The following is an 18,593-nucleotide window of genomic DNA, read 5'->3' as shown; positions in this document are numbered from 1 at the left end:
GTCCGGGCATTCCGACTCGGCCGTCGTCAGCCCTTGACGGCACCCTGGAGTCCGTTGACGATCCGCTTCTGCATCGCCAGGAAGAAGACGAGTGCGGGAATCATCGCGAGGGAGGTGAAGGCGAAGACGCCGGCGGTGTCGGAGGCGTGCTCCGACGAGAAGTCCGCGACGCCGAGGGGCAAGGTCTTCATGTCGCCCTGCAGCAGGAGCAGCGGCAGCAGGTACGCGTTCCAGGACCCGACGAAGGCGAGCACGCCCACGGTGACCATTCCCGGCCCCGACAGCGGGATGAGGATCCGCCAGAAGAAACCGATCCTGCTCGTGCCGTCGATCATGGCGGCCTCCTCCAGCTCCTTGGGCAGGGCCATGAGGAAGGGGCGCAGGATCACCACGGTCATCGGCAGGGCGAACGCGGCCTGCGGCAGCGCGACACCGATCCAGGTGTTGCCGAGCTGCAGGTTCTGCGTGATGAGGATGAACAGCGGCACGATCGCGACCGTGGCCGGGAACAGCAGGCCGATCACGAACACCATGAACAGCCCTTCACGCCCCTTGAACTCGTAGCGCGCCAGAGGGTAGGCGGCCATGACGCCGAAGATCACCACGACCGCCGTCGTGATCAGCGAGACGCCCGCGGAGTTCCAGGTGTACTGCCAGAACGTCGGGTTGGTCAGCACCCCGATGTAGTTGTCCAGCACCCAGGGGTCGGGCAGGCCCGCCGGCGTCGCGGCGAGCTGGGCGTTGGTGCGGAAACCGCCCAGCACCCCGTAGATCACGGGGCCGAGCGTGAGCGCGACGACCACCAGGGCGATGCCGTACACGACGACGTTCGCGGGACGGAAGGCTCCCGGACGTCGCTGCCGCGTCGTGGGCGCCAGGGAGAGGTCGCTCATCGTCTGAGCACTCATGGGTCACTTCCTCCCGGTCTCGGGCCGCGTGTCACGGCGCAGGATCAACTGCTGGTAGAGCACCGCCATGAACAGCGCGATGACGAACAGCACCACGGAGGCTGCCCCGGCGATGCCGAAGTTGGCTCGTTGAGTTCCCTCGTTGACCAGGAAGGTCGCCATCGTGGTCGTGGCGTTCGCGGGCCCGCCGCGGGTCAGGATCCACACCATGTCGAAGAGCTGGAGCGAGCCGATCATCGACAGGAAGCCCCAGGTGCGCAGCGTCGGGCCGAGCAGCGGGATGGTGATCTTGCGCTGCACCTGCCACCACGTGGCACCGTCGAGCTGCGCGGCCTCGTAGAGCTCCTCCGGCACGCTCTGCAGCCCGGCGAGGAAGAGGATCACGGCCAGGCCGAGATACTTCCAGGTGAGGACCACCATGAGGGTCCCCAGGGCGAGGTCCGGGTCACCGAGCCAGCCCTGGTCCGGGCCTTCCAGCCCGACGGCTGTGAAGATCCCGTCGATGACGCCGTACTGCGGCTGCAGCAACTGCAGCCAGATCACGCCGGCCACCACCTCGGCCAGGACGTACGGCACGAAGATGATCGTGCGCAGCGCGCTCTGCCCCCACATCTTGCGGTTCAGGAGCAGCGCGATCGCCAGGCCGAGGGGAAGCTGGATCACGATCGACAAGCCGACGATGAGCAGGTTGTGCGTCACCGCGCCCGTGAAGACGTCGTTCGTCAGCACGGACACGTAGTTCTGGAGGCCCACGAAGTCGACGAGCGGCCCGATCCCCTTCCACCGGAAGAGCGACATCTGCACGGCTGTCACGATCGGCACGATCACGAACATCGCGAAGAGCGCCAGGGCGGGCGCCACGAAGAAGAAGATCTCGAGGCGCTTGCGCAGTTGCGAGTTCATCCGGCGGCGTCCGCCCCGCGCGGAGGCCGCCGGCCGCACCTGGGAGGTGCGGCCGGCGGCGCCCTGCACGGGCGACGTCGCAGGCGAAGCGGCCACGTCCGACGTGGTCACGTCGTCTGCCACGTCACTCACTCCGACTCGGCTGCCGACTGGATCGCGTCGACGATGTCTTGCGGACCCGCCTCACCGGCGAACATGAGGGCGATCGCGTCGTTCATGGCGCCACCCACGGACTGGCCGAGGCGCGTGTCCAGGTAGAGCTGGGTGTTGCCGCCGCCGTCGCGGACCGGGATCAGCTGGGCGAGGGCCTCGTCGCTGACGGAGTCCGTCGCCGCCGGGTTGGTCGGCAGGCCCATGTCGAGCTCGGCGAAGCCCTGCTGCGCCTCGTCGGACAGGAGGTACTTGGCGAAGTCGACCGCGGCGTCGGGCGCACCCGACGACACCGACCAGGCGTCACCGCCGCCCATCTGGTCGGCCGGGTCACCGGCCTGGCCGTCGAACGTCGGGAAGGCGAACCAGCCGAGGAACTCCGGCACCTGCTCGTCCTCGGTCAGACCGCCGGCCACACCCGGCTCCCAGTGGCCCGCGAGCTCCATGGCCACCTTCTCGGTCGCCAGGAGGCCGGACGCCGACGTCGGGCCGTCCTGCGCGCCCGTGGAGAGGAAGCCCTTGTTGAACGGCTCCTCGGCGATGATGTCCTCGACGTTCTCACCGGCCTTGATGAAGCACGGGTCGGAGTAGTCCTTGCTCTCGATGGCCGCCTCGACCGTCTCGAACGTGCACTCGCGGACCACCGCGTAGTACCAGTAGTGCGCGGCGGGCCACTTGTCCTTGGCGCCCACCGACAGAGGCGTGATCCCGGCGGCGTCGAGCTTCTCGACGTACCCGTAGAACTCCTCGATGGTGGGGCTCGGGCTGACCTCGTCGATCCCGGCCTCGGCGAAGAGGTCCTCGTTGTACCAGAAGCCGACGATCCCCATCGAGTAGGGGAGCGCGTAAACCTTTTCGTCCACGGTGTACTGGCCCGTGAAGGCAGAGATCTTCTCGATCTCGTCCGCGGCGTCCTCGGTGAGGTCGCGGACGACGCCGGTCTCGACCTCCGTCTGGAGCTCGCCGCCGCCCCGGCTCATGTAGACGTCCGGGATCTGCTCGTCGTTGCCGGACTGGAATGCCGCCTGCAGCTTGGTCAGCATGTCCTCGTGCTGCATCGCACTCACCTCGACCGTGACACCGGTCTCGGCCTCGAAGTCCTCGGCGAGCTGGTCGTAGTACGCCTTGCCCTCGCCGGTGTTCGAGTTGTGCCACCAGGTGATGGTGTCGGCGTCCGCGTCGGTGCTGCCGCCACCGCCGCCGCCCTGTCCGGCACAGGCAGCCGCGAACAGTGCGACGGCCGAGCCCAGCGCGATCACGGCCGCGCTTCGCTTCGTCCTTGTCATGGTTCTGAACCCCTTGGTCTTCATCGACGGAGTCGACAGGGAAGTATCTGTCAACGATGACAGTGGCACGTGACACAGTGGTTGGTCAAACGTTGTCGATAACGATTTCTAAACAACCAAACCTGGGCGCGTGGCATCACCGTAGTCAAGGTAGTGTCTCCTTCGTGCAGAGCGGTGCGAATTTTCCTGGTAGAACCGGGACAGAAGACGGTGACGAGGCGGGGACCCCGCCGTCGCCGCCCTCGGTGACGCCGTCCGGCGACCGCCCGCAGGTGGGCCCCGAGGGTGGCGCCGTCCGCGCCGGCCGCGTGACGATCACCGACGTCGCGCGTGCCGCCGGAGTGTCCGTCGCCACGGTGTCCAAGGTGGTCAACGGACGTTACGGGGTGGCCCAGACGACGGCGAGCCGGGTCCTCGAGGTCGTCGACCAGCTCGGGTACGAGTCCTCACTGGTCGCCCGCAGCCTCCGCCGCCGGCGCACCAACGTGATCGGCGTGCTCGTCGCCGAGTTCGAGCCGTTCAGCACCGAACTCCTCAAGGCGATCTCCAAGGCCGTCGAGGGCACCGGCTACGAGCTGCTGGCCTACTCCGGCGGCGGCGACACCTCCGACCGGGTGGGCTGGGAGCGGCGTTCGCTCTCCCGGCTGGGCGGCACGCTCATCGACGGAGCGGTGATCGTCACGCCCACGGTCCAGGTGCCGACGGACGACGGCGTCCCCGTCGTCGCCATCGACCCGCACACCGGTCCGACGGGTCCGGCGACGGTGGACTCCGACAGCCTCGCCGGGGCGCGCATGGCGACCGAGCACCTGATCAGCCTCGGTCACACCCGCATCGGCCACCTCGGCGGGCGCCGGGACCTCGAGTCCGCACGGCTGCGCGAGCTGGGCTACCGCCAGGCCATGAGCGACGCCGGGCTCACGGTCGACCCGAGCCTGGTCCTCACCGGCGGGTACCGTCCCGACCTGTCCGACCGGCCCACGCACGAGCTGCTCGACCGGCCGGACCGCCCGACCGCCGTCTTCGCCGCCAACGACCTCTCGGCGCTCCACGTCGTCGAGGTGGCCGAGGAGCTCGGGCTGCGGGTTCCGGAAGACCTTTCGGTGGTGGGCTACGACGACATCCCCGAGGCGGCGGCCGCTCGACCACCGCTGACCACCGTCGCGCAGCCGCTGCGCGAGATGGGCGCCGAGGCGCTGCGCATGGTCATCTCGCTGATCGAGAGCGACGCGCCGCGGACGGGGCAGGGTCATCACACGCGCCTGCCCACGCGCCTCGTGGAGCGCGCGAGCACGGCCCCGCCGCCGGCCTCCTGACCCGTCGGGGCGCGGGCCACCGGCGTCACCGCCCGAACGGCACCAGCTCACCGATGGTGTGCATGCCGCCGGGAAACTCCCCCGGAGCATCGCGGAAGTCCGTCTGGGACGGGTTCACCAGGATCATCGCCGCGATCCCCGCGAGCAGCACGAGGACGACACGCAGCAGCATGCGCCGCGAACGCGGGCGAGCTGGTTGCTCATGATGCAGCACGGTCAGCCTCCTCGGGGCAACACACGCGACGGCAGCCCCTCACCCGCACGACATCTCGGGCACGGCACTGTGCTCGCGCACCGTAGCAACTCCGCCGGGACCCGCGTCAACGCGGTCCGTGTCTCCGGCGCGCCGAGACGGAGCCCAGTACCTTGGCCGCCGTCCGCTTGAAGCGGCCCGCCGAGCCGTCGGACAGCGCGATGAGGTCCGCGAGCTGCTTCTCGCTCACGCCCGCATCGGGCACGAACGGCATCCGCCCCAGCGGGATCGCGAGGGCCATCTCGCGCACGTCCTCGTCCATCGCCTCGAGCGCACCGTTGACCAGCGGACCCGCCGTCGGGTCGGCGGCCGCTTCCCGGAGCGTCGAGCCGCGGGTGAGCGGCCGCACGGCGTCGTCCCCGGGAACCTGGACCTCGCGGGACTCCCGCACGTCGCGGCTCGACGCGCCGACGTCGACGCGCCACGTGCCGCCCTCGGTGACCCAGCGCCCGTCCCGCGTGCTCCAGTGCGACAGCTCGCCCAGGGGCACCGTCAGCTCGACGCGCCGGGACTCGCCGGGCTCCAGCTCGACGACGTCGAACGCGGCGAGCACACGGGGCGGCCGTGCCACGGCCGACGTGTCGCGCCCCAGGTAGCACTGCACCACCTCGCGGCCGGGCACGTCGCCGGTGTTCGTGACGGTGAGGGTGGCACGCAGGGCGTCGTCGCCCGTCGTCACCGTGAGGCCCTCGTAGCCGAACGTCGTGTACGACAGGCCGTGCCCGAACGGGAAGGCCACGTCGATGTCGCGGGCGTCGTACCAGCGGTGGCCCACAAACACGCCCTCCGCGTAGCGCACGTGGAGGTCCTCACCGGGGAAGTCCAGGTAGGCCGGGCCGTCGGCGAGGCGGTGCGGGATCGTCTCGGACAACCGGCCGGACGGGTTGACCCGGCCGGTGAGCACGTCGGCGGTCGCCGGCCCGCCCGCCTGGCCCAGCAGCCAGCCCTCGACGAGCGCGGGGACCCGGTCCGCGAACGGGAGGCGCACGACGGAGCCGTTGGACAGCACGACGACCACACGCGGGTTCACGTCGAGCACGGACTCGAGCAGGTCGACCTGCACCGTCGGCAGGTCGATGTGGGTCCGGTCGCGGCCCTCCGCCTCGGCGTCGTCGGGCAGGCCGGCGAAGAACAGGACGACATCGGCGTCGCTGGCCTCCGCGATCGCTTCCGCCGCGAGCGCCGTGTCGTCGCCCGCCTCGCGGCCGAGCGCGTACCCGGGGGCGAACGCGAGGTCCGGGAAGTCCTGGGTGAGCGCGGTGAGGGCGTCGTCCAGCCGGGTGGGCACCACCTGGGACGACCCGGCTCCCTGGTATCGGGGCGTGCGGGCGAGCTCGCCGACGACGGCGACCCGGGCGTCCTTCGCGAGGGGGAGCAGCGGTGCGGGGGTGGTCTCGCCGTCGCGGGCGACCGGCTCGTTGCGCAGGAGCACGATCGCGCGCGTGGCCGCTTCGCGCGCGAGCTCGTGGTGGTCGACGAGGTCGGTGGCGTCGGCCGGGCCCTCCGCGTCGTGGACCCGCCGGGCGAGGGCGACGACGCGTTCGGCCGCGCGGTCGAGGTCCTGCTCGGGCAGGTCGCCGGAGCTCACGGCCCCGACGAGCTGCCGGACGCGCGCCTCGCCGGGTGCGGGCATCTCGAGGTCGAGCCCGGCGCGCAGGGCGGCGGTGCGGTCGTTCACGGCGAGCCAGTCGGACATGACGAGCCCGTCGAAGCCCCATTCGTCGCGCAGCACGCGGGTGAGGAGCCGCGGGTCCTCGCCGACGTAGGTGCCGTTGACGCGGTTGTAGGAGCTCATCACCGTCCACGGCCGGGCCTCGGTGACCACGCGCTGGAACGGCCTCAGGTGGATCTCGCGGAGGGTGCGCTCGTCGATGTCGGCCGAGACGCGCAGCCGCTCGGTCTCCTGGTCGTTGGCGACGAAGTGCTTGACGCACGCGCCGACGCCGGCGGACTGGATGCCGTTCACCAGCGCGGCGCCGACGTGCCCGGCGAGCAGCGGGTCCTCCGACACGTACTCGAAGTTGCGGCCGCACAGCGGTGAGCGCTTGATGTTCACGCCGGGCCCGAGCACGACGCCGACGCCCCGCTCGGCGGCCTCGGCGCCGATCGCGGCGCCGACCCGCTCGGCCAGGCGGACGTCGAACGTGGCACCGAGGGCCACCGCGGGCGGGAAGCAGGTGGCCGGGTCGGCTCCCGCGATCGCGCCGTTCGCCGGGTCCAGGCGCCGGACGCCGTGCGGCCCGTCGGCGAGGAACACGGCGGGCACGCCCGGCAGGTCGGCGGTGGTCCAGTACGACGCCCCACCGACGAGTCGAGCCTTCTGCTCCACGGTGAGGCGTCCGACGACGTCGGCTGGGGTGGCGGAAGTCATGCCCGCATCATCGCACCGGACACCCGCCGCGACGAAGGGCGCGGCGCGGGACTCGTGCCGAGGTGCGAGGCCCGCGCCTGGCGTGGAGCAGGGGGGAGCGTCGCGATCCGACGCCTGCCCGGCGTCACAGGGCTCGCGTCATCTCCAGCTCGGGGCCCATGGCGCCGGTGAAGGTCGCGCCGCTCGCGGTGAAGCCGAGGCGGCGGTAGGCGCCCTGTGCCCGCGGGTTGTCCTGGTGCACGTACAGGCGGGCGCGGTCCAGTGCCCGTTCCCGGGCCCAGCCGAGTGCCGCGTCGAAGAGGTCGTCGATCAGCCCCTTCCCGCGGTGCTCGGGCTGGACGTAGACGCCGACCACGTGCGCGCCGTCGTGCTCGATGCGGCGCTCCTCGAAGTCCAGGGTTCCCGCCCGTTCGATCAGCGTGACCGCCGTGCCCAGCCACCGGCCGTCGTCGGACACCGCGACGAACTGCCGGGCGCCCGCCTCGGAGCCCGCGTCGAGGGACGACGTCCGCGCGCGCTCGATCCAGAACTCGTCGGGGTAGGCGGCCTCCGTCTCGTACGTGGAGAGGAAGGCGACGGGCGCCAGGTCGTCCTGCAAGGCGCGCATTCGCAGGTCGTGGATCTCGCGCCATTCTGTGGCGCGGACGGGGCGGATCTCGTGCGGCATGGGGAGATGGTCGCACGGCCATGGGGATGAAATTCCCACGACGTACTTCACAGAAATGTCACACCATGGTTCTGTGTGACCCATGGCACATCACACCACACGCCTCGCGCGGTGCACGGTGGCTACCCTCCCCGTGCTCGCCCTGACGGTCGCCGGCCTGGCGACCACCCAGGGCGCCGCGACGGCCCAGCCACGTCCCGCACCCGAGATCGGCTCATCCGAGCACTACATCAACTACGCCGAGGCCGCCGTACAGCCCGACGTCGGCACCGACATCGAGATCACCCCGGACGGCCGCATCGTCGAGCACGTGCCCGGCGGCAGCACCGGAACGACCGTGGACGCCACGGTCCAGGCCGCGTCCGAGGAGCTGGACGCCAAGTTCGCGGGCGGCAACCCTGCCGCCGCCGAGCGGCTCGCCCAGGCGGAGGCGCGGGCCATCGAGCAGGGCGGCAGCCCGGCCGACATCCGCGACCGCGGTACGGCGCGGGCCCTGGCCGACGGCAGCGACGCCGTCCGGCCGGGCAAGCACCACGGCAAGAAGGGCCCGCGGTACAAGAAGGCGGAGACCACTCAGGAGGCCAAGCTCCTGACGATCCTCGTCGAGTTCGCCGACGACGTCGACGACGACTTCACCGACTCGATGGTCCCCACGTACTGGGGCTCGTCGGAGTGCATGCCCGGCAACGTCCAGAACGGCCCGAAGCACAACAACCTGCCGGACCCGGGCTCCATGGAGCTCGAGGACAACAACTCCATGTGGGTGCCCGACTTCTCGCCGGAGCACTACAACGACATGCTCTTCACGTCCGAGGGCATCACCGACCGGGTGCGCACGGACCTCACCGGGCCTGACGGCGAGCCCGGCTTCGACATCTCCGGCTACACGATGAAGAACATGTACGAGGAGATGTCGCAGGGCGCCTACACCGTCTCCGGTGAGGCGACCCCGTGGGTCACCGTGCCGCACTCGGAAGGGTGGTACGGAGCCACCCGCTGCTTCCTCAACGACGAGGGCGAGTGGGAGGCCGGCGCCTACCAGGGCATGCAGGGGCACCCGGACAACCCGCTGGGCGCGGGCCAGCTCCCGATCGACGCGGTGGCGGCACTCGCCGAGCTGGACCCCGACTTCCCGTGGGAGGACTACGACGTCGAGGACCAGTCGGACCGTGACGGGGACGGCGACCTCTACGAGCCGGACGGTGTGATCGACCACGTCGTGCTGGTGCACGCCGGTGCCGACAAGTCCGGCGGCGGCGGCGACGAGGGCACGTACGCCCTCTGGGCGCACTCCTCGGCCGTGGCCGGCGGCGCGGACATCCCGGGCACCGACCTGAAGCTGTCGAACTACATCGTGCAGCCGGAGGACTCGGGCGTGGGCGTGTTCGCGCACGAGTACGGCCACGACCTGGGCCTGCCGGACCTGTACGACACGTCCGGTGGCGGCGACTCCGACGTCGACTTCTGGGACCTGATGAGCTCCGGCTCGCACGCGGGCCCGATCTTCCAGTCGATGCCGACGCACATGGGCGTCTGGGACAAGTACGTGCTCGGCTGGGCCGATCCGCTGGAGATCGAGCCGGGCGACGAGCGGCGGATGGTCCGCGTGGGCCAGAACTCGCGCCCGCTGCGCGGCACCGAGGACGGCATCAAGATCAACCTGCCCGACAAGGAGCTGTTCCTCACCGAGCCGCACTCGGGCGAGAACTCCTGGTACACGGGCGCCGACCAGGACTGGGCGGATGTGCGGCTCTCCCGCACCCTCGACGTCCCGGCCGGTACCGAGGCGACGTTCTCGATGTGGAACGACTACGTCATCGAGGCGGACTGGGACTACGGGTTCGTCGAGGTCTCCACGGACGGCGGCGCCACCTGGGACGAGGTCAAGGTCTACGACGCCGAGGGCGCGGAGGTCACCACGGGTGACGCCTACGGCGACCCGAACGGCAGGCTGGGCGACTTCGGCGGCAAGCAGTACGGCCTGACCGGCAGCTCCCAGGGCTGGGCGCAGCACTTCGTCGACCTCTCGGCCCACGCCGGGTCCACCGTGGACCTGCGCCTGCGGTACGCCACCGACGCGGCGTTCCTGGAGCGCGGCTGGTTCGCGGACGACTTCGCGCTCGTGGTCGACGGCGAGACCGTGTGGTCCGACGACACCGAGTCCGGGGCGAACGGCTGGACGAACGAGGTCTCCACCTGGGTGGACACCACGGGCCAGGGCTGGCACGCCGACAGCGGCTCCTCGACGCAGGCGCAGTACTACATCGTCGAGTGGCGCAACGCCGACGGGTTCGACGAGGGCCTGGAGCACGCCTACGACTCCACCTACGCGGCCCCGCAGAGCGAGGCGTGGAAGGTCGAGAAGTTCTCGTACAACGTGCCCGGCATGCTGGTCTGGTACCGGGACACCACGTACGGCGACGCCAACCACGTCACCTCGAACCTGAGCGCGCTGCCGAGCCTCGGCGCCAAGGGCGGCCTGCTCATCGTCGACAGCCACTTCGACCCGCTGCGTCGTGACGCGTCGGCGGAGCCGGACGAGTCGGTGCTGAAGAACCTGCCGTCGCGTCCGCAGTCGTCGAACGCGGCGTTCGGCCTGAGGCCGACGTCCCCGCTCACGGAGTGCATCGTGTCCGACGACGACCTGACCCAGGAGTTCTGCACCGACATCGGGCCGCTGGCCCCGGTCCGCACGTTCACCGACGACAAGGGCTGGTACCCCGGCGTCGAGGTGAACGGCGAGAGCCTGTTCTACCGGGACAACGACGCGTCGGTCACCGTGCCGTCGGTCGGGAACAGCCCGTACTCGTTCCGGATCGTCGACCCGGACGGGAACCTGCTGCCCGACTGGTTCGGGGAGGACTTCGGCTTCCCGGCCCCGGCCGGTACCGGCGACCCGGCGGACGACGGCGTCGGCTACGGCACGACGGTCAAGCTGCACCGGACGCAGTTCGGCGACCGGGTCGGGCTGATCTCGGTCACCCCGCCGAGCGTTCCCTGACCGGATGATCCCCCGCCGGGGCAGTACCCGCCGGTCTCCGGCGTGCTGCCCCGGCAGACCCTGAACCGCCGAGGCGGTACGCCGGACCACCGGTGTACCGCCTCGACGTCGTTCGGTCCCCGGCCGGAGGCGTCGGCCGGCTGCCCACGGACGGGTACGGCGGGTACGGCGGGCGGTTACCTCAGCTGGAGTTCCCGGACCGCCTCCGCGACGGTGTGCGCGACGTCGGCGTCGGTGACCTCATACCCTCCGGTACCGCCGCCGGGACCGCCGTCGTCGGCCACCACGCGCCTGGCGCTCAGGTGGATCGCGTCGACACCCGCCGCCGCCAGGGTCGGCACGTCCTCGAGGCGGACACCGCCGCCCGCCATGATCTCCACGCCGAGGTCGGCGCTGCGCTCCACCAGCCGCGCCAGGCGCTCCACCCCCTCGCCCGCCCGGGCGGCCCCGCCCGAGGTCAGGACGCGTGTGACGCCGAGGTCGGCGAGCATGTCGAGCGCCGCGAGCTGATCGGGGACGACGTCGAGCGCCCGGTGGAACGTCACCTCCGCGTCGCCGGCGGCCGCGACCAAGGCACGGACCGTCTCCTCGTCCACACGCCCGTCGGGAGTCAGGGCGCCGACGACGACGCCGTCGGCCCCCGCGTCGACCGACAGGACCGTCTCGCGGGCCATGAGGGCACGCTCCTCGGCAGACCAGGTGAACCCGCCCGGACGGGGCCGGATCAGGACGTGGACCTCCAGGATCGGCGCGCCCGCCGTCTCCGGGACCACGGCGGCGGCGTCGATCGCCGCCTCGATGAGGGCGGCGCTGGGCGTGATCCCGCCGGTGGCCCCGAGCGCGGAGCACAGCTCCACGCGCCGGGCGCCGACGTCGGACGCGATCCGCGCGCCTGCGGGGTCCTGGACGGCCAACTCGAGGGCGACATTGTGCACGGGGGTCAGGCTACCGTCGAGCCGGGCTCGCCCCGAGCGGGCGACCTTCACTAGGCTCTGCGTCCATGACCGTCGACCCGAGTGCGATCCTTCGCGGCCGCCCACCAGGCCGGGCACCCGCGGGAGCCATCGTGGCCATCGCGTTCTCCTCCGTGTGCCTGATGATCGTGCTCGCGTTCAGCGCGATGAACGGCGGGGCCTCGTTCGTCGTGGGGCTCCTGCTCGCCCTGCTCCCGCTCGGGATCTGGCTGCCGGTGATTCTCGCGCTCGACCGGATGGAGCCGGAGCCCAAGAACGCGCTGATCCTCGCCTTCCTGTGGGGCGCCGGCGTGGCGGCACTGGTGTCGATGGTGCTGAACACGCTCAATTTCGTGGTCATCACCGACCTGCTGGTCAGCACCGACGACGGCTGGTACTGGACCGCGGTGGTCGGCGCGCCGATCGTGGAGGAGGTGCTCAAGGCATTCCTGCTGTTCGGCATGCTCTGGTTCCGCCGCCACGAGATCAACGGCCTCACCGACGGCATCATCTACGCCTCGATGGTCGGCCTGGGTTTCGCCGCCACCGAGAACATCACCTACTTCATCCAGGCCGCCGAGGTGGACCAGCTCGGCTTCGTGTTCCTCATGCGCGCGGTGATCGCGCCGCTGCTGCACCCGCTGTGCACGGCCATGACCGGCATCGGCGTCGCCGTCGCGGCGATGAGCCGGCCCGGCATGCTCCGTTTCACGGCGCCGCTGATCGGCCTGACCGGAGCGATCGCCCTGCACAGCCTGTGGAACGCGGCGTCGTCCCGGGGCATCGGCGGCCTGGCGTCTGCCTACCTGATCGGCCTGGTCGTGATGATCGTGCTGATCGTGGTGGTGCAGCGGGAACGACGCCGGCTCGTCGGCCTCATCCTCCACTACCTGCCCAAGTACATCCCGACGGGCGTCGTGGCGATGGTCGACGTGCAGATGCTCAGCTCCCTCAAGGCCCGCAAGGCCGCCCGCGAGTGGGCGACCTCCCGTGGAGGCCGGGTGTCCGGAACGGCGATGCGCGAGTACCAGCAGGCCGCGACCGAGCTCGCGATCCTGCACGAGCGCGCCGAGCACGCGGCGGCGGAGCCCGCCGAACTGGAGAACCAGCGCCAGGCGCTCCTCTGGGTCATGCAGCGCTCCCGTGCCACGTTCCTCCCGACGGCGGGCACGGCCAACCTCCCCTGGGCCACCACGGCGCACTAGCCCTCGCCCCGCGGCCGCCCCGGACCGCCGCCCCCTTGGACCCGGGCGGGGGCAGGCGGGCCGGGCGGGTCAGGGGCGGAGGGTGCGGTACCTGGCGATGAGGGCTGCCGTCGAGGCGTCCTGGGCGGCGAGCGCCGCCTCGTCACCCGCGACCGCGGGGGCGATCTCCAGGGCGAGCTTCTTGCCGAGCTCCACACCCCACTGGTCGAACGAGTCGATCCCCCACACCACGCCCTGCACGAACGTGATGTGCTCGTAGAGGGCCACGAGCTGCCCCAGCACCGACGGCGTGAGCGCGGGCGCGAGGATCGACGTCGTCGGCCGGTTCCCGCTGAACACCCGCGCCGAGACGAGCTCCTCGGGCGTGCCCTCGGCGCGCACCTCGTCCGCCGTCCTGCCGAACGCCAGTGCCTTCGTCTGCGCGAAGAAGTTCGCCAGGAACAGTCCGTGGACGTCCGCGCCGGGCGCTACGGCCTTGCCGTCGCCCACCGGGTCGGTCAGCCCGTACGCGGGCTGCGCGACGGCGATGAAGTCCGCCGGGATCAGGCGTGTTCCCTGGTGGATGAGCTGGTAGAAGGCGTGCTGCCCGTTGGTGCCGGGCTCGCCCCAGAAGACCTCGCCCGTGTCCGCCGTGACCGGCGAGCCGTCCCAGCGCACCGACTTGCCGTTGGACTCCATCGTGAGCTGCTGCAGGTAGGCCGGGAAGCGGTGGAGCTGCTGCGCGTACGGGAGGACGGCGTGCGTGTGCGCGTCGCGGAAGTTGGTGTACCAGACGTTCAGCAGCCCCATCAGCACGGGCACGTTGCGCTCGAGCGGCGCCGTCCGGAAGTGCTCGTCCATCGCGTGGAAGCCCGAGAGCAGCTCCTCGAACCGCTCCGGCCCGATGGCGATCGCCAGCGACGTCCCGATCGCGGAGTCCATCGAGTACCGGCCACCGACCCAGTCCCAGAACCCGAAGGCGTTCTCGGTGTCGATGCCGAAGGCGGCGACCTTGTCCAGGGCCGTGGAGACCGCGACGAAGTGCTTCGCGACGGCGCCGGCACGGCCCTCGTCGGTGTCCTCGATCGCGCCCGCCGCGACCAGGGACCGCCAGAGCCAGTCGCGGGCGAGCCGGGCGTTGGTGAGCGTCTCCAGGGTGCCGAACGTCTTCGACGCGACGATGAACAGGGTGGTCGCCGGGTCGAGGTCCGCGGTCTTCTGGGCGACGTCCGTCGGATCGATGTTCGAGACGAACCGGCACTCCAGCCCTTCGGCGACGTACGGCTCCAGGGCCTCGTACGCCATGACCGGGCCGAGGTCCGAGCCGCCGATCCCGATGTTCACGATCGTGCGGACCTTCTCACCCGTGACGCCGGTCCACTCGCCGGACCGGACCTTCTCTGCGAAGCCGTAGACCTTCGCCAGCTCGGCCCGCACGTCGGCGTCGACGTCCTGCCCGTCCACGTGCAGGGCGGGGGCGGTGCCCGCGGGCCTGCGCAGCGCGGTGTGCAGGACGGCGCGGTCCTCGGTGGGGTTGATGTGCTCGCCGGAGAACATCGCGTCCCGGCGCTCGGCGACGCCCGTCTGGCCGGCGAGGTCGACCAGCGCCGCCAGGACGTCGTCGGTCAGCAGGTTCTTGGACAGGTCCACGTACAGGTCGGCGGCCTGGAAGGCGAACCGCTCGGCCCGGGCGGGGTCGGACTCGAACCAGCCTCGCAGGTCCGGTTCGAGATCCCCCGAGAGCCGGGAGAGGTCCGCCCAGGCGGACGTGGTCGTGGCGTCGACAGGCTGCTTGGCAAGCTCGGTGCGCATGGCTCAAACCTAACGTCCGACGACGCCCCGGGCGCAGTCGTTCCGCGGGGCGCGGCCACCGGCTCCGGTCAGCTCGGCGCGGGCTCTGTCGGCTCGAGCTCTGGTCGGCTCCGGCCGGCTCCGGTCAGGTCAGGTCAGGCCGAGGAACTCGGCCACCTCGCGTGATGCCGGCTTCTCGCGGAGTTCGTCGGGCGGCGCGACCTGGAGCAGTCGGCCGCCGGACATGACGCCGACCCGGTCCGCCACCGCGAAGGCCTCTTCGTGGTCGTGCGTGACGAAGAGCGCCGTCGTGCCCGTCTCCTTGAGGACCCGGCGCACGTCGCCGGCCAGGCGTTCCCGCAGCCGGCGGTCCAGCGCGGAGAGCGGCTCGTCGAGGAGCAGCAGCCGCGGGCTCGGGGCGAGGGCCCGCGCGAGCGCCACCCGTTGCCGCTCTCCCCCGGACAGCGTCGTCACCCGGCGTCGTTCGTAGCCCGTGAGCCCCACCAGGTCCAGCAGCCCGGCGACACGCTCGGACCGCGCCGGCCCCGGGACGTGCTGCGCCTCCAGCCCGTAGGCGACGTTCCGCCCGACATCACGGTGCGGGAAGAGCTGCCCGTCCTGGAACATCAGGCCGAACTGGCGCCGGTGCACCGGCACGCCGGCGAGGTCGGCGTCGTCCCACGTGACCGTCCCGCCCGCGAGGGGCTCCAGCCCCGCGACGGCGCGCAGGAGGGACGACTTGCCGCACCCGCTCGGCCCGAGCAGGGCGACGATCTCGCCCTGGTCCACGTCGATCCAGACGTGGTCGACGGCGGTCGTGGTGGCGCGCGCCCGGCGCCACGGCCGGCCGGGCGCCTTCGCGTAACGCACGACGACGTCGCGCACGGCGAGCCCGGCCCCGTCACGGGCGGCGCCGGTGGCCGTGCCCGTCGATCCGGTACCCGAGTTGAGCGAGACCATCAGAACTCTCCTCCGCCATGATCGCCCCGCAGGCGTTCCGCCAGCATCATCACCACCGCGGTCAGGGTGGCCAGCACCACCGACGCCGCGAGCGCCATCCCGTAGTTCTCGGCTCCCGGCCGGCCGATCAGCCGGAAGATCACGATGGGCAGCGTCTCGTTCTGCGGCCGCACGAGGAACGACGTCGCGCCGAACTCCCCGAGGGACACGGCGAACGCGAATCCGACGGCGAGCCCGAGGGACCGCGCGGCGAGGGGGAGGTCGACGGTGCGCAGAACCGCCCCGGGGCCCGCGCCGAGCGTTCCGGCGACCTCGCGCAGGCGGGGGTCGATGGCCCGGAGCACGGGCAGCACGGTGCGCGCGACGAGCGGGACCGCGACGACGGCCTGCGCGATCGGCACGAGCGCCGGCGACGTCCGCAGGTCGTACTGGACGCCGAACGGCTGATCGAGGGTGACGAGGAACCCGAAGCCCACGGTCACCGCCGACACCCCGAGGGGCAGCATGAACAGCCCGTCCAGCAGGGACACGGCGCGCCTGGCTCCGCTGCCGCGCGGGCGCCGCGACGCGAGGAGCGCGACGAGTCCCCCCACGACGAGGGCGATCGCGCACGCCCATGCGGCCGTGCGCAGGGAGTTCCCGAGTGCCTCCCAGACGGTGACGGTGAGCGCGCCGCGCTCGCCGGTGGTGCCGAGCGCGGTGTAGTTGGACAGGCCGAGGGCGCCGTCGGGCCCGCGGAAGGAACGCAGCGCGAGACCGCCCAGTGGCAGCAGGATGAGCCCTCCGACGACGGTGACGGTGGCCGCCACCGCTGCCAGGTCACCGCGCGATCGGCGCAGCGGCTGGGCCGAGGTCCGGTCGCTGACGAGGTGCAGCGCGGCCTCACGGCGGCCGCGGGTGCGCGCGGAGACGGCCAGGGCGGTGGCGACGACGGCGAGCTGCACGATCGAGAGCACGGCCGCGGACCGCAGGTCGAGGAACTGCGTGGTGCGCACCCAGATCTCCGTCTCGACGGTGCCGTACCGCGCGCCGCCGAGCACCATGACGACGCCGAACGCGGTCGCGCAGAAGAGGAACACCACCGACGCGGCCGAGACGAGCGCGGGGGCGAGCGATGGCAGCGTGACCGTCCACCACACGCGTGGTGGCGAGGCGCCGAGCGCGGCCGCCGCCTGCTCGGCGCGGGGGTCGAGGCGCTCCCAGAGCCCGCCGACCGTGCGCACCACGACGGAGATGTTGAAGAAGACGAGGGCGATGACGATCCCGCCCAGGGTCTCCTCCAGGCCGAGGAACCCGAGCGCGCCGTCGGGCACGAACAGGCTGCGGAACGCGACGCCGACCACGACGGTGGGCAGCACGAACGGGACCGTCACGAGTCCGCGCAGGAGGCCCCGGCCGGGGAACGCGCGCCGGTACAGGAGGAAGGCGACGGGGAGTCCGGCGAGGAGCGAGAACGCGGTGCCGAGCACGGACTGGGCAAGCGTCAGGCCGACGAGGCGCCACGTGCGCGGGCGTCCGAGGACGTCGGCGAACCCCGTCAGGTCGAGCGCGCCGTCGGCGACGAATCCGCGCAGGACGAGCGCCGTCACGGGCCACACGAAGAACAGGCCCACGAACAGCAGCGGGACGAGCGCGATCGACGCCCAGACCAGCCCGCGCCGGACGGAAGGCCTCACCCCAGCACGATCGCGGTCCACGCCTCGATCCACTCGTCACGGTGCGCCGCGATGTCCTCCGGGGCCACCTCGTACGGGTCCTCGGCGAGCGGGGCGTGCTTCACCCACTCCGCGGGGAGAGGGACGTCCTCGTGGGCCGGGTACATGTACATCGAGCCGGGCAGGTCCTCCTGGACCGTGTCCGACTGCAGGAACCGCACGAGCTCCCAGGCGCCGTCCGGGTTGTCGGCACCGGTCAGCACGCCGGCGTACTCCTCCTGGCGGAAGCAGGTGTCGAGCAGCGCGGTGGTGGTGGACTCACCGTCGTCCGTCACCGTGTAGGCAGGGGACGTCGAGTACGACAGGACGAGCGGGCGGTCGCCCTCACCGTCCGCGCCGGAGAAGTCGACGTAGTAGGCGTCCTCCCAGGAGTCGACCACCTTCACGTCGTTCTCCCGCAGCGCCTGCCAGTAGTCGCCGAAGCCGTTCTCCCCGAACGCATCGTAGGTGGCCAGCAGGAACGCGAGCCCGGGGGACGACGTCGCCGGGTTCGACACGACGAGCAGGCCCTGGTACCCGGGCTCGGCCAGGTCCGCGAGGGTCTCGGGGGCGTCGAGGTTCTGCTCGGCGAACCATTCCTTGTCCGCGTTGATGCAGACGTCGCCCTGATCGATCTGCGCGAGGTCGCCCGCGATCACGCCCTCCTCGGTGACGCGCGACGCGAACGTGTTGTCGATGCCGAACACGGCGTCGCCGAGGGGCGCGTCCTTGGTCAGCACGAGCTGGTTGGCGAGCGTGCCGGCGTCGCCGGCGGCGTTGACCTCGACCGTGAGCCCGGTCTCGTCCTCGAACTTCGCGAGAATGCCGTCGCTGAGGGCGAAGGAGTCGTGCGTGACGAGCGTGACGGTGTCCGACGCCGGCGAGGCATCGGCCCCTTGGTCTCCCTCGGGCTGGCCCGTGCATCCGGAGAGCAGGAGTGCGGCCGCGGCGGACGCGGCAGTCGCCGTGGTCACGGTGGTGCGGCGGAACGTGGTCATGAATGGGTCCTTTCGACTTCCTCCACCGGTGCTAACCGGATCAGGTTCGAGGGTCTGCGGTGAACCGCACTCTCAGCGCCCGCTTCTGTCTGGTGGCGGGGCTCCCCTGTCGTTGTTCTCGGCAGCCTACATCTGCTGTCCGACACGGAAGCCGCTAC

At 71.5% G+C, this 18,593-nt stretch carries 14 protein-coding genes and 1 riboswitch; of the genes, 3 read left to right on the top strand and 11 right to left on the bottom strand.

Features of this window, described 5'->3' with window-relative positions:
- Window positions 1-26 precede the first annotated feature (26 nt).
- From EDD34_RS00980 to EDD34_RS00970, 3 genes are read right to left on the bottom strand one after another with little or no spacing between them, the layout of a single operon-like run.
- The gene (locus EDD34_RS00980; RefSeq protein WP_123812916.1) at window positions 27-908 is read right to left on the bottom strand and encodes a carbohydrate ABC transporter permease; all 882 of its coding nucleotides are present in this window, start codon (window positions 906-908) and stop codon (window positions 27-29) included.
- Between the two features lie 3 nt (window positions 909-911).
- Window positions 912-1,934 carry a carbohydrate ABC transporter permease gene (locus EDD34_RS00975; protein WP_246012129.1) on the bottom strand — a complete coding sequence of 341 codons (1,023 nt, stop codon included), beginning with the start codon at window positions 1,932-1,934 and terminating at the stop codon, window positions 912-914.
- 5 nt (window positions 1,935-1,939) lie between these two features.
- Window positions 1,940-3,247, bottom strand: a complete 1,308-nt coding sequence (locus tag EDD34_RS00970; protein WP_123812915.1) for an extracellular solute-binding protein — start codon at window positions 3,245-3,247, stop codon at window positions 1,940-1,942.
- A gap of 308 nt (window positions 3,248-3,555) precedes the next feature.
- Here EDD34_RS00970 and EDD34_RS00965 point away from each other — a divergent pair, with 308 nt between their 5' ends.
- A complete protein-coding gene (locus EDD34_RS00965) occupies window positions 3,556-4,563 on the top strand; it encodes a LacI family DNA-binding transcriptional regulator (protein ID WP_123816237.1) in 1,008 nt (335 codons plus the stop codon).
- Between the two features lie 25 nt (window positions 4,564-4,588).
- On the opposite strand, the gene EDD34_RS00960 is transcribed toward EDD34_RS00965, so the two are convergent.
- From EDD34_RS00960 to EDD34_RS00950, 3 genes are all read right to left on the bottom strand, one after another.
- Complete coding sequence (locus EDD34_RS00960) at window positions 4,589-4,777, bottom strand: hypothetical protein (protein ID WP_123812914.1); 189 nt, start codon at window positions 4,775-4,777, stop codon at window positions 4,589-4,591.
- A gap of 106 nt (window positions 4,778-4,883) precedes the next feature.
- Complete coding sequence (locus tag EDD34_RS00955; protein ID WP_123812913.1) at window positions 4,884-7,187, bottom strand: glycoside hydrolase family 3 C-terminal domain-containing protein; 2,304 nt, start codon at window positions 7,185-7,187, stop codon at window positions 4,884-4,886.
- Window positions 7,188-7,311: 124 nt separating this feature from the next.
- A complete protein-coding gene (locus EDD34_RS00950; RefSeq protein WP_123812912.1) occupies window positions 7,312-7,854 on the bottom strand; it encodes a GNAT family N-acetyltransferase in 543 nt (180 codons plus the stop codon).
- A gap of 82 nt (window positions 7,855-7,936) precedes the next feature.
- Between EDD34_RS00950 and EDD34_RS00945 the strand changes: the two genes are divergently transcribed.
- Window positions 7,937-10,855, top strand: a complete 2,919-nt coding sequence (locus EDD34_RS00945; RefSeq protein WP_123812911.1) for an immune inhibitor A domain-containing protein — start codon at window positions 7,937-7,939, stop codon at window positions 10,853-10,855.
- A 176-nt stretch (window positions 10,856-11,031) separates the two neighbouring features.
- Here the strand turns inward: EDD34_RS00945 and EDD34_RS00940 are convergent, their stop codons facing one another.
- A complete protein-coding gene (locus tag EDD34_RS00940) occupies window positions 11,032-11,790 on the bottom strand; it encodes a copper homeostasis protein CutC (RefSeq protein ID WP_211341457.1) in 759 nt (252 codons plus the stop codon).
- Window positions 11,791-11,855: 65 nt separating this feature from the next.
- On the opposite strand from EDD34_RS00940, the gene EDD34_RS00935 reads away from it, so the two are divergent.
- Window positions 11,856-13,013 carry a PrsW family intramembrane metalloprotease gene (locus EDD34_RS00935; RefSeq protein WP_123812910.1) on the top strand — a complete coding sequence of 386 codons (1,158 nt, stop codon included), beginning with the start codon at window positions 11,856-11,858 and terminating at the stop codon, window positions 13,011-13,013.
- 69 nt (window positions 13,014-13,082) lie between these two features.
- Here the strand turns inward: EDD34_RS00935 and pgi are convergent, their stop codons facing one another.
- The 4 genes from pgi to EDD34_RS00915 all read right to left on the bottom strand — a co-directional run bounded on the left by pgi (window position 13,083) and on the right by EDD34_RS00915 (window position 18,435).
- Window positions 13,083-14,804 carry a glucose-6-phosphate isomerase gene (gene pgi, locus EDD34_RS00930; RefSeq protein WP_123812909.1) on the bottom strand — a complete coding sequence of 574 codons (1,722 nt, stop codon included), beginning with the start codon at window positions 14,802-14,804 and terminating at the stop codon, window positions 13,083-13,085.
- Between the two features lie 129 nt (window positions 14,805-14,933).
- Window positions 14,934-15,743: an ABC transporter ATP-binding protein gene (locus tag EDD34_RS00925; RefSeq protein ID WP_123812908.1), complete on the bottom strand. Its 810-nt coding sequence runs from the start codon at window positions 15,741-15,743 to the stop codon at window positions 14,934-14,936.
- The gene (locus tag EDD34_RS00920; protein WP_246012128.1) at window positions 15,743-17,419 is read right to left on the bottom strand and encodes an ABC transporter permease; all 1,677 of its coding nucleotides are present in this window, start codon (window positions 17,417-17,419) and stop codon (window positions 15,743-15,745) included. Before EDD34_RS00920 ends, EDD34_RS00925 begins: the two co-directional genes overlap by 1 nt.
- Window positions 17,416-18,435 (bottom strand): thiamine ABC transporter substrate-binding protein, encoded by a 1,020-nt coding sequence (locus tag EDD34_RS00915; RefSeq protein ID WP_123812906.1) that lies wholly within the window; start codon window positions 18,433-18,435, stop codon window positions 17,416-17,418. Before EDD34_RS00915 ends, EDD34_RS00920 begins: the two co-directional genes overlap by 4 nt.
- A riboswitch (TPP riboswitch) is annotated at window positions 18,436-18,553 on the bottom strand.
- Window positions 18,554-18,593 lie beyond the last annotated feature (40 nt).

Origin of the sequence: Myceligenerans xiligouense (assembly GCF_003814695.1) — a bacterium.
In the GTDB taxonomy this organism is placed as follows: Bacteria; Actinomycetota; Actinomycetes; order Actinomycetales; family Cellulomonadaceae; genus Myceligenerans; species Myceligenerans xiligouense.
This window is presented reverse-complemented; position numbering and strand designations above follow the sequence as displayed.